Annotated in this window: 16 protein-coding genes; 15 read left to right on the forward strand and 1 reads right to left on the reverse strand. The window is 39.4% G+C overall.

Annotated features, from left to right (window positions below; translation table 11 throughout):
- Positions 1-17: 17 nt before the first annotated feature.
- The 14 genes from VRHSUH10_RS08950 to ftsH all read left to right on the forward strand — a co-directional run bounded on the left by VRHSUH10_RS08950 (position 18) and on the right by ftsH (position 11,691).
- Entirely contained in the window at positions 18-1,574 is a 1,557-nt protein-coding gene (locus VRHSUH10_RS08950) for an ABC-F family ATP-binding cassette domain-containing protein (protein ID WP_105090277.1), read from the forward strand.
- 8 nt (positions 1,575-1,582) lie between these two features.
- Positions 1,583-2,152: a GTP cyclohydrolase I gene (gene folE, locus VRHSUH10_RS08955; RefSeq protein WP_005387220.1), complete on the forward strand. Its 570-nt coding sequence runs from the start codon at positions 1,583-1,585 to the stop codon at positions 2,150-2,152.
- Positions 2,145-2,981, forward strand: coding sequence for a dihydropteroate synthase (folP, locus tag VRHSUH10_RS08960; RefSeq protein WP_105086148.1), 837 nt, complete (start codon positions 2,145-2,147; stop codon positions 2,979-2,981). The genes folE and folP overlap by 8 nt, the downstream gene beginning before the upstream one ends.
- Positions 2,981-3,343, forward strand: a complete 363-nt coding sequence (gene folB, locus VRHSUH10_RS08965; protein WP_105086149.1) for a dihydroneopterin aldolase — start codon at positions 2,981-2,983, stop codon at positions 3,341-3,343. Before folP ends, folB begins: the two co-directional genes overlap by 1 nt.
- Positions 3,343-3,816 carry a 2-amino-4-hydroxy-6-hydroxymethyldihydropteridine diphosphokinase gene (gene folK, locus VRHSUH10_RS08970; RefSeq protein ID WP_105086150.1) on the forward strand — a complete coding sequence of 158 codons (474 nt, stop codon included), beginning with the start codon at positions 3,343-3,345 and terminating at the stop codon, positions 3,814-3,816. The genes folB and folK overlap by 1 nt, the downstream gene beginning before the upstream one ends.
- 123 nt (positions 3,817-3,939) lie before the next feature.
- Positions 3,940-4,746: a hypothetical protein gene (locus VRHSUH10_RS08975; protein ID WP_005387227.1), complete on the forward strand. Its 807-nt coding sequence runs from the start codon at positions 3,940-3,942 to the stop codon at positions 4,744-4,746.
- A 10-nt stretch (positions 4,747-4,756) separates the two neighbouring features.
- Complete coding sequence (locus VRHSUH10_RS08980) at positions 4,757-4,993, forward strand: GlsB/YeaQ/YmgE family stress response membrane protein (RefSeq protein WP_005387228.1); 237 nt, start codon at positions 4,757-4,759, stop codon at positions 4,991-4,993.
- A 232-nt stretch (positions 4,994-5,225) separates the two neighbouring features.
- The gene (locus VRHSUH10_RS08985) at positions 5,226-6,173 is read left to right on the forward strand and encodes an L-lactate dehydrogenase (RefSeq protein WP_105090278.1); all 948 of its coding nucleotides are present in this window, start codon (positions 5,226-5,228) and stop codon (positions 6,171-6,173) included.
- A gap of 168 nt (positions 6,174-6,341) precedes the next feature.
- On the forward strand, positions 6,342-6,674 hold the full coding sequence (locus VRHSUH10_RS08990; protein ID WP_105090279.1) for a septum formation initiator family protein: 333 nt from the start codon (positions 6,342-6,344) through the stop codon (positions 6,672-6,674).
- Between the two features lie 69 nt (positions 6,675-6,743).
- Positions 6,744-7,145, forward strand: coding sequence for a S1 RNA-binding domain-containing protein (locus VRHSUH10_RS08995; protein ID WP_105090280.1), 402 nt, complete (start codon positions 6,744-6,746; stop codon positions 7,143-7,145).
- Between the two features lie 94 nt (positions 7,146-7,239).
- Positions 7,240-8,136, forward strand: a complete 897-nt coding sequence (locus tag VRHSUH10_RS09000) for a phosphatase (RefSeq protein WP_105090281.1) — start codon at positions 7,240-7,242, stop codon at positions 8,134-8,136.
- A complete protein-coding gene (gene tilS, locus VRHSUH10_RS09005) occupies positions 8,105-9,103 on the forward strand; it encodes a tRNA lysidine(34) synthetase TilS (RefSeq protein WP_105090282.1) in 999 nt (332 codons plus the stop codon). The genes VRHSUH10_RS09000 and tilS overlap by 32 nt, the downstream gene beginning before the upstream one ends.
- A 23-nt stretch (positions 9,104-9,126) precedes the next feature.
- Positions 9,127-9,672: a hypoxanthine phosphoribosyltransferase gene (hpt, locus tag VRHSUH10_RS09010; RefSeq protein ID WP_105090283.1), complete on the forward strand. Its 546-nt coding sequence runs from the start codon at positions 9,127-9,129 to the stop codon at positions 9,670-9,672.
- A 90-nt stretch (positions 9,673-9,762) separates the two neighbouring features.
- Positions 9,763-11,691: an ATP-dependent zinc metalloprotease FtsH gene (gene ftsH / locus VRHSUH10_RS09015; protein WP_105090284.1), complete on the forward strand. Its 1,929-nt coding sequence runs from the start codon at positions 9,763-9,765 to the stop codon at positions 11,689-11,691.
- Between the two features lie 51 nt (positions 11,692-11,742).
- Here the strand turns inward: ftsH and VRHSUH10_RS09020 are convergent, their stop codons facing one another.
- Entirely contained in the window at positions 11,743-13,086 is a 1,344-nt protein-coding gene (locus VRHSUH10_RS09020; protein ID WP_105090285.1) for a threonine/serine exporter ThrE family protein, read from the reverse strand.
- Positions 13,087-13,257: 171 nt separating this feature from the next.
- Between VRHSUH10_RS09020 and VRHSUH10_RS09025 the strand changes: the two genes are divergently transcribed.
- A complete protein-coding gene (locus VRHSUH10_RS09025) occupies positions 13,258-14,232 on the forward strand; it encodes a biotin--[acetyl-CoA-carboxylase] ligase (RefSeq protein ID WP_105090286.1) in 975 nt (324 codons plus the stop codon).
- The last annotated feature ends 1 nt before the right edge of the window (position 14,233 follow it).

Here is a 14,233-nt window from a genome sequence, read left to right on the forward strand (position 1 = left end):
TTCCGGTGGAGATAGATATGAGTGTTTTAACCGTTTCAAATGTAACCCATGGTTTTGGAGCGCGACAAATTTTAGATGATGCATCATTCCGCTTGTTGAAAGGTGAACATGTAGGGTTAATTGGTGCTAATGGTGAAGGCAAGTCTACATTCCTAAATATCATTACAGGCAAAATACCTCCTGATGAAGGTAAAATTGAATGGTCCAATCAAGTAACTGTAGGTTATTTGGATCAACATGCGGTCCTCGAAAAGGGCATGACCATTCGCGACGTATTGCAACGAGCTTTTGATGATTTGTTTGTAATGGAGCAAAACATTAACGATGCGTACAATCGCATGGGTGATGTGTCTGAAGATGAAATGAATAAGCTTCTCGAGCAAGTAGGGGAGTGGCAAGAAATTCTAGAGCAGCGTGGCTTCTATGAAATTGATGCGGTTATTGAGCGTACAGCTGCAGGTTTGGGCCTTATGGATATTGGACTTGACCGAGATGTTACGGAGCTCAGCGGTGGCCAGCGTACAAAGGTTTTACTTACAAAACTTTTACTAGAAAAACCGACGATTTTGCTCTTGGACGAACCGACAAATTATCTTGATGTAGAGCATATCCAATGGTTGCAAAACTATTTACAAAACTACGAAAATGCGTTCATCTTGATTTCTCATGATATGGAGTTTTTAAATTCCGTAGTCAACGTGATTTATCATATCGAGCAAGCAGTTTTAACGCGTTATACTGGCGACTATCATCAGTTCCAAGCGGCTTATGAAGTGAAAAAAGCGCAAGCAGCTAAGGCTTATGAGCGTCAACAACAAGAAATTGAGCGCATGGAAGACTTTATCCAACGCAATAAGGCTCGTGTAGCAACGCGTGGTATGGCAAATTCTCGAGCTAAACGGTTAGAGAAAATGGAGATTTTGGAAAAGCCAAAAGAGTACATTAAACCAAGTTTTGGTTTTAAAGAAGGCCGTACGCCAAGTCGTTTTATTGTAGAGGCCTTTGGTTTGGAATTAGGCTATGATGAACCGTTGACTCGACCAGTAGACTTTCAAATTGAAAGAAATAAAAAAATCGCTATTCGTGGCGTTAATGGTCTAGGTAAAACGACATTATTGAAAACAATTTTAGGGTTATTAAAACCGGTGAGTGGTGAGTTGGTAAAAGGTGATTTCTTACAAATTGGGTATTTTGCTCAAGAAGATACACCATCCAATTCTGAAACTGCCTTAGATTATATTTGGAATGAATATCCGGCAATGACTAATGCAGAAGTACGTGCAGCGCTTGCTCGTTGTGGCCTTACTAACGAGCATATTACATCGCAAATGCGCGTGTTATCTGGTGGTGAGAATGCAAAGGTTCGCTTATGTAAACTGATGCAAAATAAGTACAATGTACTCGTATTAGACGAACCAACGAATCACTTGGACATTTATGCAAAAGAAGAACTGAGTCGTGCTTTGCGTGAGTTCAAAGGAACTATCGTTTTAGTAAGTCATGAATCTGAATTTTATAAAGATTGGGTTACGGATATTTGGAATATTGAGGATTGGACGACGAAAATCGTTTAGGAGGACCGATGAATCAACGTGCAAAGGACGGGATAAAGCAATTTTTAGCGGCTTTATCTGTTGATACTGAGGCGCCAGAGCTAGAGAAAACACCAAGTCGTGTAACAGAATTATATAGTGAATTATTCAGTGGCGTAGGATTAGATACAAAGTCAGCCTGGGGTGAAACATTTAGTACTGATTATAAGGGTCTTGTAGCGGTTACAGGAATTCCTTTTTACTCTATGTGTGAGCACCACTTGTTGCCATTCTTTGGAACCGTGGATATTGTGTACCAACCTAAGGATGGGTGTGTGGCAGGGCTTAGCAAGTTTCAAGATATTGTTAATATTCTTAGCCGGAGGCCGCAACTACAAGAGCGGTTAGCATCAGAATTAGCAGATGCAATTATGAATGATTTATCTGCTCATGGTGTATTCGTACGCATTACATCGACTCAGTTGTGTATGCTTATCAAAGGGACCATGCAGCAAGATTCAAAGGTTATTACATTAGAAAGCCGTGGTGTACTAGCAGAGACTGGCACATTACGAGATGAAGCGTTGGCAATGTTAGGTGGAGGACAGGCAAATGTTTAAACGTAGAAATTACACATGGAATGATGGCAAAAGTTTATCTTTGTGCGATCGTACCCTTATTATGGGGATACTAAATGGTACGCCTGACTCTTTCTCTGATGGTGGTAAATTCAATACTCCAGAAGCGGCAGCAGCACATGTAACGCAAATGATTGAAGATGGTGCTGATATCATTGATTTAGGCGTAGAATCTACGCGCCCTGGTTGCACACCATTGACAGCAGATGAAGAAATTGAACGCTTAGCCCAATTGATAGACCCTGTACTACATGCATCTACAGTACCTGTATCTATCGATACCTATCATGCTAAAACTGCTGATTATGCACTTTCAAAGGGCGCTCATATTTTAAATGATATTTGGGGCTTACACTATGATCCTGATATGGCAGCAATAGCCGCAAAATACAAGGTACCTGTAATCATCATGCACAATAGTAATGATACAAACTATGGTGACATCATTGAAGATATGAAGGCATACTTCTTCTTTGCTGTAGATAAAGCCTTAAAGGTTGGTGTAACACCACAACAAATTTGGCTTGATCCAGGTATCGGATTTTTTGGTAAAACAGAAGAACAAAATATTGAAGTTATGCAACGTTTAGGCGAATTAACGGCTTATGAATACCCTATTTTACTTGCCCCTAGCCGTAAGGGTTTTATCGGTTCTATGTTGGGCGGTTTACCTCCAGAAGAACGCGATGAAGGCACGGTAGCGGCTTGTATTACGGGTGTATTCCAAGGTGTTGATATGGTGCGTGTTCATAATGTGAAAATGCACAAACGCGCCTTGGCCGTAGCAGATGGCCTATTACGAGGTGAATAATGGATAAAATCGTTTTAAAAAACATGGCATTTTATGGATACCATGGCAATTTGACATCTGAACAAGCGCAAGGACAGCGCTTTTTTGTAGATGTTGAAATTACTACGGATCTTACAAAGGCCGGTCAAAGTGACCAGTTAGAGGATTCTATCAATTATGTAGAAGTATATGAGCTTGTAGAATCTGTTATGACTGGAGAAAAACATAATTTATTAGAGCGTTTAGGTGCACTTATTGCCGACTCTTTATACCAACATTATCAAGGTATCGTTGGCTTATCTGTAACGGTGCGCAAACCATCTGTACCTATTGCTGGTATCCTAGATTATGTTGAGGTTGTCACTACAAGAGGTCAAATTTGATGTATACCTATTACATCAGTGTAGGTTCAAATATAGGTGATAAAAGAGGCTATATTAATTCCGCTTTTCACCTATTACAAGGGCATGAGGCCGTTTCAGAGGTTATTAGTTCTTCTTTGATAGAAACGGAACCTTGGGGATATACAGATCAGGCGTCATTTATTAATGGCATGTGGTCTTGTAAAAGTACTTTGAATCCTCATGAAATGTTAAGTGTCCTTCAGTCCTTAGAACAAGAGGCTGGTCGTGAACGACTCATTCACTGGGGACCACGTACATTAGATTTAGATATTATTTTGGCTTTTGATGAAGCCGGTTCTATGATTTCCATTTGTGCTGAAACTCTAACTATACCGCATCCTTATTTTTGGGATAGAACCTTTGTCTTAGAACCTTTACATGAGTTGTTACCAACTTTTACCTATAAGGGTATCTCAATTAGCGAGCGACTAGCTACATTAAGTTTGGCATAGAAGTCCACAAAGATATTAAAAAAATTTACAGTTATACCTAGAATTGGGATTATATTAATAGGGACTTACTGTAATGGCAATATATTATTACGTTTTATGCCTGGGGATTCATAGGGAGTATAAATGAATATAAAACGTATCGGTTTATGCATACTAGCATTAATTGTAGTGGGGCTCTCCTATTGGCTTGCAGTAGGTGGCAATTACGACAGTAAAACAGTACGCATAGACCCAGAAGAGCATACATTAGTAAATTCTAGTGATGCCATCATTTCAAAACGAATATTAGCGATGAAGTCTATCGACTCACAAGTGTACTTTCTAGGTTATGAAGGGTATGGTATTTATAATTTAGCTGATAATACACTTCGGTTGATGCCTATTACCTTTCGTGGCCAACATATTGAGCCACCGAAGACCGAGAATTACCAACGTGGTTTACGAGAGATTACTATGGTAAAAACTTTCTCTGATTTTAGTGGGCCAGAACAATCCGTACTCAAGGATTTGTTGGAATCTACAGATAGAGGAGCTCATTATTATGGGGACTTTTACCATTCAGGTTATGAGTCATCCCTCATTGACATGAAGGATCAATATTTTATAACGAATACGGTACGAGCTTTAAAGCGTATAAATCATACATTGTATGTATATGATGCGTCAGGGTTTATTATCATTGATTTAGATAGTCGTCGTATTCAAGGGTTCTTTAATAATCGTCTAGGTGGAGAAGGACCCAAAGGAGTACCTGATAGCTTGCGTGGCCATTATGGTTCAGATTTCACGATGATATATGCATTGTCCAAGTTAGATCCAAAGGATTTAGAGATTTTATGGTCAATGCGAAAACAATATTTAGAAAAGTCACCACAAGTGATGGAGAATAAGGATTTATTCCCGCTTAATCTTGATGAGATGACTTTATAGGAGGTATATTATGCTTTGGTCAATTATTGTAGGCGGATTCATTGGTTTTGTAGCTGGTCGTATTACTAAAAAGGCGCAAAGCATGGGGATTATTCTTCGTGTTATTGCTGGTTTAGTAGGGGCTTCTGTAGGTCAAGCTTTGCTTGGTACTTGGGGCCCAAGTCTTGCAGGCATGGCATTAATTCCGTCCATCGTTGGTGCAGTTATAGTGATTGCTGTAGTAAGCTTCTTTACTGGACGAGACTAACTATATAATAGAAGGACTATTATAGGATTTCCTATAATAGTCTTTTTTTATCGCTATAAATCTATTTTCTTATATACCTATGAGAAAATAGGTATATAATAGTTTATGTATTTTACAAGCAATATGTTTTAATATAACTTAACATTGTCGATTCATATAATGGCAATCGCTGGTTTAAGTGGAATTGTATTAGAAGATGTATATCTTTTAGTGCGAATCGTAGGAGGCCCTTATGAAGTTACGTAAAGTAGGTATTATTGGCACTGGACATGTAGGTTCTCATGTAGCATTTTCTCTTGCTCTACAAGGTGAAGTAGATGAATTGTATATGATGGATATTGACGAGAAAAAAGCTAAAGCACAAGCAATGGATATAAATGATGCTGTTAGCTATATTCCTCATAAAGTAACAGCTACTGCAGGTCCTATTGAAGATTGTGGGGATTGTGATATTCTCGTATTTAGCGCTGGTCCTTTACCAAATTTATATCAAGATCGTTTAGAAAGTCTTGGTGATACAGTAGAGGTTTTAAAGGATGTTATTCCTCGAATTAAAAAGTCTGGCTTTGATGGTTTTATTATCTCTATTTCTAATCCTGCTGATGTTGTTGCTACTTATTTATGTAAACATTTAAATTGGAATCCAAAACGTATTATTTCCAGTGGTACAGCTTTAGATTCAGCGCGTTTACAAAAAGAATTGGCGCGCATTTTTAATATTAGTAACCGTACAATTACAGCCTATTGTTTAGGTGAACATGGCGGTAGTGCTATGGTGCCATGGTCTCATGTTTATGTACAAGGAAAGCCGTTAGTACAATTACAACAAGAATTGCCTCATAGATTTCCTACACTTGATCATACTCAAGTGCTAGATGATGTAAAAATTGGTGGTTACCATGTATTGGCTGGTAAAGGCTCCACAGAGTTCGGCATTGCTAGTGCAACAACAGAATTAATTCGTGCTGTATTCCATGACGAAAAGAAAGTCTTGCCATGTTCTTGTTATCTAGATGGCCAATATGGTGAAGAAGGTATCTTTGCATCTACACCAGCAGTTATTGGTAAAGATGGCATTGAAGATGTATTTGAATTAAAGCTTACCGAAGAGGAATTGGCTTTGTTTAAAAAGTCTTGCGCTGTTATTCGTGAATACGCTCATAAAGCAGAGTCCTTATAAGGCTCGTATCTGTTATATAAGTCTAGTGCTGATAATAAATATCTATATATAGAGAGAATATATAGATTTAAAGGAAACTATAGATAATTTTATTTAGTCCCTAACAAGGTTCTATGATATAATTAAAAAATGACAGTATACAGATGATGAATATTTTTGGGGGACATTATGAGTCAAGACACTATGGAAGTACAACGTCCAAAAAGGCCGCGCAAACGGGTTCGCCCTAATCGCAAAGCGCAGGATCAACGTATTATCCTCATGTGGATCAAGCGAATTGGTATAGGGATTATGGTGCTGCTATTGTTAGGGCAAGCCTATCGCTTGGTGGCTGTATATCAAGAAAAACAACATATTGAGCAACAATTGCAAGAATTAAAACAGCGAAATGAAGAATTAGAACAGGAAAAGGCTAAGTTGCAAGATCCAAAGACCATTGAGGGGGTGGCTCGTGAGGAGCTCGGCCTTGTAAAACCTGGTGAAGTACCTTATGTAAAATAGGTTTGACTGTAGTAATTTAGATTCGCATTAGTTTGTAGTTTGAGGTTTCCGCATTAATTAGGAGGTTGCATGGCAATCGAAGTTGGTAACATTATTGATGGTACCGTATCTGGTATTACAAAATTCGGTGTATTTGTTGATTTAGGAGAGAAGCAAACCGGTCTAGTTCATATTTCTGAAGTAGCTCATGGGTATGTCGAAGATATTAATACCGTATTAAAGGTTGAAGATCCAGTAAAGGTTAAGGTTTTATCTATTGAAGGCAATAAAATAGGCCTTTCTATTCGTCAAACACAACCTAAAGAGACACCAAGTGAAGAGCGACGTCCTCGTCGTGTTCAATCTAAACAAAGCACAGAGGCTTTTGAAGCAAAGATGAAATCATTCTTGCGCGATAGCAATGAACGATTGCATGATTTAAAACGCAATACAGAAGGTAAACGCGGAGGCCGAGGCGGTCGTCGAGATTAATAGTGAGAGATGGCATTGAGCCATCTCTTTACTTATGTATAGGCTTTCACAGTATAATAGTGTTAGAGGAATACTAATTATGTAAGGAGCGGTTATGAAGTTAGCTATTATCGATATTGGATCTAATTCAGTGCGCTTATTATTGGCTACCTATGAGAATAATATATGGCACTATGAGCCAAAACAGTTATGGACTACTCGATTGGGACAACGAAATGCAGATGGTACATTGCGATCTGAATCGATGGAGTCATCGTATCAGGCCTTTAAGGATATTAAAAACTTGGCAGACCAATATGGTGCGGACTATTGCTTTGGTTTTGCTACTAGCGCTGTTCGTGAGTCTCAAAATGGGCTTGAATTTATGGAACGAATCACGGAATACTGCCCTATGGAATGGCGAATTTTATCAGGTGATGAAGAGGCTATTTATGGATTTAATGGTGCCTTGGGAGATCAGTTGAATGATGGTCGTCATTATACGACTATCGATATTGGTGGGGGTAGTACAGAACTCGCTTTAGGAAATAAAGACGGCGTATATTGGAGTCGTTCTTATCCAGTGGGAGCGGTGCGTTTACAATCTATGTCTGACGAAGGACCTCAACGGGTATGGGAAGAAACTCGATTCCTTTGGGACCCAATGATGATTCAAGGCGAATTTGGTGAATTTATTGGCATCGGTGGTACATTAACGACGCTAGCTGCTATAGATTTAGGCCTTGAAAATTATGATGGTACAAAGGTGCAAGGTCATAAATTAAGTCGTGAAACAGTAGAGGGCATTATTCTAAACTTGCGTTACATGAGTTGCGACGAGAGATTACAGGTAAAAGGTTTACCTGCAGGCCGTGCCGATATCATTGTAGCCGGTGCAGAAATTTTGACGTCCTTTATGGATGCCTATGAGGTTCCTCATGTATTTGTGAGCGATCAAGATGGTATGGAGGCGATGGCCCGTGAATGTGAAAGCACTCGTTCGAACTGTTAATCACACCTTAAAATCGCATAATCTATTTCCCGAAAATAGTCGAATCTTAGTGGCATGCTCCGGTGGACCTGATTCAATGGCTCTATTGCATTTGTTGAAAGACATTGCCATACATCGACATACAACGTATGAATTAGGTGTGGCTATCGTAGATCACTGCATTCGTCCTGAAAGCAAGGAAGAGGTTTTGTGGCTCCAACATCAAGTAGACGATTTAGGACTACCATTTTATTCTGCTACATTTGATGTGCCTCGCTTGAGCAAGGAACAAAAAATGTCTGAAGAAACTATGGGGCGTCAAGTACGGTATCAATGGCTTACAGAGGTTGCAAAGTCTGAAAACTATGATTATGTTGCGGTGGCTCATCACAAGGATGATCAAGCAGAGTCGATTCTAGCACATATCATCAGAGGTTCGGGATTAAATGGTTTGGCCGGCATGTCTGTAGTAAGCTCTGAATATGCTACTCCTGTAATTAGACCGCTGTTAGAGGTTACAAAAGAAACCTTATTGGCTTATTTAGAGGTGAAGAGGATTTCCTATTGTGTTGATCGTACGAATGAAGATGTGCGATACCAACGAAATAGGATTCGGCATCGTATTATACCTGAGTTAGAAGCTATTAATCCAAATGTAGTAGATGCTATTGTTAGATTGGGAAATTCCGTACATGAAGATTTACTAGTTATGTCTGATTTAACGGAGCTAGCTTTCGAAAAACTTGTGACTATAGGTGCTGATGGGGTGAGCTTATCTCGCCGTGCCTTACGACAAGAATCGTTGGCAATACAACGGCGCTTATGGCAGCGTTTAGTGAATACGGTAGACCCTGATATAACGCTTTCTGCAGCCCATCAAGAGCAATTACTTGATATTGTTAACACCGGGGAAGAGAAAACTTTCACTATTAAAAGTATAAAAGTAACCGCTCAATGTGATACAATAAAAATATATTGCGAACATTAATATGAATCGTGGAGGTCATATAGATGCATCAAGATGCAAAAGAGATTTTATATACAGCGGAACAATTACAAGCTCGTGTAGCAGAGTTGGGTAAAGCAATTAGCGAAGACTATAAAAATGAATCTGTCGTGCTTGTAGGGGTATTAAAGGGAGCTGTCGTTTTCTTTACAGACTTAGCACGCGCTATCGATGATAGTGTAGATGTAAGTTTTGACTTTATTTCTTGCTCTAGCTATGGTAGCGGCACAACAAGTACAGGGGTAGTACGAATTTTAAAAGATTTGGATCGCTCTGTAGAGGGTAAGCATGTACTCGTTGTTGAAGATATCGTAGACACTGGTACAACATTACATTATTTATTAGAAAATTTACATGCTCGTGGTGCTAAAAGCGTACGCCTTGCAGCGTTGTTGAATAAACCAGATCGCCGTAAGATGGATGTAAATGTTGACTATGTAGGCTTTATTATTCCTGATTACTTTGTTATCGGTTATGGTTTAGACTACGCTGAAAAATATCGTCATTTACCATATATCGGTATTTTGAAGGAAGAAATGTATCAAAATTAAAAATATGATATAATATATGAGTGCATCTCTCAATGAGATGTACTCAATTCGTTTATACAACTAAAAATTATTATTGAAAGGGGTAATCTTTTGGGTCGATTTACAAAAAATATCGTCCTTTATTTACTTATCATTGCCGCTTTCGTTATCGCCATTGACGCTTTCTCTGGTCAAAGTGCGAATAAATCTGAATTAAGCTACACAGGATTTATTCAACAAGTACAACAGAAAAAGGTTGAGTCCGTAACGATTACCAATGATCATGGTATTAAAGGTAAACTAAAAAATGGAACAGAATTCAATTCTTATGCGCCAAGTGATGAAACATTAATTAAAACATTACAAGATAATGGCGTAGAAATTACAGCAGCGCCACCTGAGCAACCAGCTTGGTGGATGAGCCTTTTAGGTTCTGCTATTCCTATTATCATCTTGGTAGTGTTGTTCTTCTTCATTATGCAACAAACACAAGGTGGCGGTGGCCGAGTGATGAACTTTGGTAAAAGCCGTGCTAAATTGATGGGTGAAGGTAATGTTAAGGTTAGCTTCAAAGATGTAGCAGGTGCGGAAGAAGCAAAACAAGAATTAGAAGAAGTAGTAGAATTCTTGAAGGATCCAGGTAAATTTACAGCTATCGGTGCTAAAATTCCGAAAGGTGTATTGTTAGCGGGACCTCCAGGTACAGGTAAAACATTGCTTGCTAAAGCTGTTGCTGGTGAAGCAGGCGTACCATTCTTTACGATTTCCGGTTCTGATTTCGTAGAAATGTTCGTAGGTGTTGGTGCATCTCGTGTACGTGATCTTTTCACACAAGCGAAAAAGAATGCGCCATGTATTATCTTCATCGACGAAATTGATGCGGTTGGTCGCCAACGTGGCGCAGGTCTTGGTGGTGGTCACGATGAACGTGAACAAACATTGAACCAATTGCTCGTTGAAATGGATGGCTTCGGTGCCAACGAAGGTATTATTACCATCGCTGCTACAAACCGCCCAGATATTCTTGACCCAGCGCTCTTGCGTCCAGGTCGTTTTGACCGTCAAGTTATCGTAGGTCGTCCAGACTTACGCGGTCGTGAAGCAATCTTAAAAGTTCATGCTCGCAACAAGCCGTTGGCTGACGATGTAGACTTGAAAACAATTGCGAAGAAAACACCAGGCTTTACTGGTGCCGACTTAAGTAACTTGTTAAATGAAGCGGCTTTATTAGCGGCTCGTCTTAACAAAAAAGTAATCACTATGGCTGAAGTTGAAGAGGCTAGTGAAAAGGTTAGCATGGGTCCTGAACGCCGCAGTCACATTGTGAGTGATAAGGATCGCAAGTTAACAGCGTACCATGAATCTGGTCATGCCATTGTGGCACATTTGTTGCCTCATGCAGATCCTGTTCATAAGGTAACAATCATTCCTCGTGGCGCAGCAGGTGGTTACACTATGATGCTTCCTACAGAGGAACAAAACTACAAAACAAAATCTCAATTATTAGCGGATATTCGCGTAGCCCTTGGTGGTCGTGTGGCAGAGGCCTTGATTTTGGATGAAATCAGTACAGGTGCTTCTGGTGACCTTCAAAGTGTAACGAATACAGCGCGCGCCATGGTAACGCGTTGGGGCATGAGCGATGAGCTTGGCCCAATCGTATTTGGTGAACAACAAGAACAAGTATTCTTAGGTAAAAACCTTGGCCATGAACGCAACTACAGTGAAGAAATTGCTGCAAAAATCGATACTGAAATTCATCGTATCGTTGAAGATGCTTATAAAGATGTAACAAAACTTCTTAGCGATAACGAAAAATTCTTACATGATATGGCGAATGCTCTATTAGAGGAAGAAACAATCGATGCGAAAGCAGTGGCAAATCTTTACAAATATGGTACAACAAAGGCCCCTGAAACAGAGGAACCTAAAGCTACGTTAGAAGCGGCAGGTATTGTAGTGCCAGAGGTTGTAGATGCTAATGAGCACACTTCTACAGTGGAAGCGCCTAGTGAAACACCTTCTAACGAAATTAAATAATGGATACTGTCCAAATAAAAAGAGCTGATCTCCTTGGAGACCAGCTCTTTTTTATTGTCCATCATGGATGTGACGGGTTGCTAAATATTCTTGTATGCGACGTTCCTTAAGTGATTTTAAGTATTTCTGTGCTAATACATGCGGTATGGCCACACCGACAGCGATGCCAACGATGGTTAAAATACCTGTTACACCATTTTGTACCATATGTACAAGGCCGGATTCATTGAGTGCATTGATGTGAAGAATATCGAATAGAAAACGATAATATAGAATCCCTGGCATTAATGCGATAGCAGACGGAACGATAATGATCGTACTAGATGTTTTAAGCCAGGTAGAAACTTTTACATAAATAATGCTCATCACGGCGGCCCCTACAAAGGTGGCCCCAGCAATAGAGAATCCCAATTCAACAGCTAGTAAATTGCGAATAAAGACACATAATACACCGCCGATACCTATTGAGAGCAAGAGGCGTACAGGAGCGTTAAATAAAACAGCGAATGACGCAGCGGCCATAAAAGAACCTATAATCTGTTCAATGGATAGTACATGAGGTTTAATGTCTACAAAGCTAAATGCAGGCATTGGATTAAAGTATAAGGCCATGGCCATACCTAAGGTCATACTACCTACGATGAGAATTGTTCTAATGGCTCGTGTAATACCCGATAAGATATGATTGTTTATTGTATCAATGACGGCATTAATAAGCGGTACCCCTGGAATCATAAATAAGGTACAGCATACAAGAACATAAACTAATGAATCCTGTTCAATATGTGAATAGAAACCGTAGGCAGAAACCATAGCGGCAAATCCACCTAATGCAATACCTACATACTCATTACAGCCTAAACGCACGGATAGAGTACGTGTGAAATAGCCGATTAGAGAACAAATAATTGTTACTATAAAAGCTATCATATCACCACTATATAGAAAGGCGAGCCCTGCAGAACCTAGTGCACATGCAATACCCTTTATCCAATCAGGATATACAGGTATAGTAGAATCTAATTTTGAAATGAGCTGTTCATAGGTTGTGAGTGAGTAATGTCGTTCGAAGGCGCGCCATGTGAGTTTAGATACGGCATTGATCATGGCCATATTGGGAACATGAACTGGTGTTTTTCTAAAAACTGTTATGGAACGCTCTTTATGCAATAGATTCACCATAATAGTGGTATATGAAATATGAATATTTAAATAATTATGAGGTATCCCCATAAATGTGGCAGCTTTTAACATCTCCTCAATGATCCGATTTGTATCAGCACCACATTCCATAAGTAGCTTGCCTATGTTTAATAGAACATCAAGTTTTCTGTGAATATGGATAAATGGGTTCTCTAGAACTTCATTTTTTTCTTCTAATGTAAATTGTTGCATATATCTCCCCAGATAATGATAGACTATACTATTGTTATCTTTTACATAAGGTATAACTTAATACTACATGTATTATACCATTAATTATTTTAAATAATCCTTGCATTTTATAGGGTACACTTGTACAATCGAATTGTAAACCTAGGTTGACAAAGAAAGGGGCTCTAAACTATGCGTGATGAAGTATTAGAATTCTTGAGACAAAACCAAGGTGGTTTCGTATCGGGACAAGATATGTCGGAAGCGTGTCATGTTTCGCGCACAGCTATTTGGAAGCATATCAAAGCATTACGTCAAAAAGGCTACAAAATAGAATCTTATACCAAGAGGGGGTATCGATTATTGGAGGAACCTGATTTGTTGAGTCCATTAGCAATGAAGCAAATCTTAAAAACAGATGTATTTGGCAAACGGTATGTCTATATGGACACTACCGAATCTACAAACCTAGAAGCTCGTCGTTTAGCACAACAAGGTGCAGAAGAAGGCACTGTTGTTGTTACAGAGGAACAGGCTGCTGGCCGCGGTCGTTTATCGCGGGGCTGGTATTCTCCATTCGGAAAAGGTCTATGGTTTAGTCTCATTTTACGCCCTGACTTTGCACCAGTAGAAGCACCGAAGTGTACATTGATGGCTGCCGTGGCATTAACAAAGGCATTTCATAAAATGGGCCTTACAGATGCGGGTATTAAATGGCCAAATGATATCCTTGTAAATGGTCGTAAATTAGTTGGTATTTTGACAGAAATGTCCGGCTCTATGGAGGAAATTTCCTATATTGTTATGGGCATAGGTGTCAATGTAAAGACTAAACAAGAAGAACTTCCAGAAGAATTGAAGTTAATTGCTACGTCATTAACAATGGAAGGCATTGATATTGAACGGACAGAAGCTTTTAAAATTATTTTGGAATCCTTAGAACATCAATATTATGAAGTCCTCGATAGTGGCTTTGAGGAAACATTAAATGAATGGCGCCAATTATCGGTAACCCTTGGCGAAGAAATTGAAGTGAGAGCACCAGGAAATACCTATGAAGGGGTAGCTACAGATATTGATGAAGATGGTAACTTATTAGTAAGAATCCCTGATGGGACAGTTAAACGTATTGTGGCAGGGGACGTGTCAATTCGTCCGCGCAAATAGG

It is taken from the genome of Veillonella sp. T11011-6, assembly GCF_002959755.1.
Lineage (GTDB): Bacteria > Bacillota > Negativicutes > Veillonellales > Veillonellaceae > Veillonella.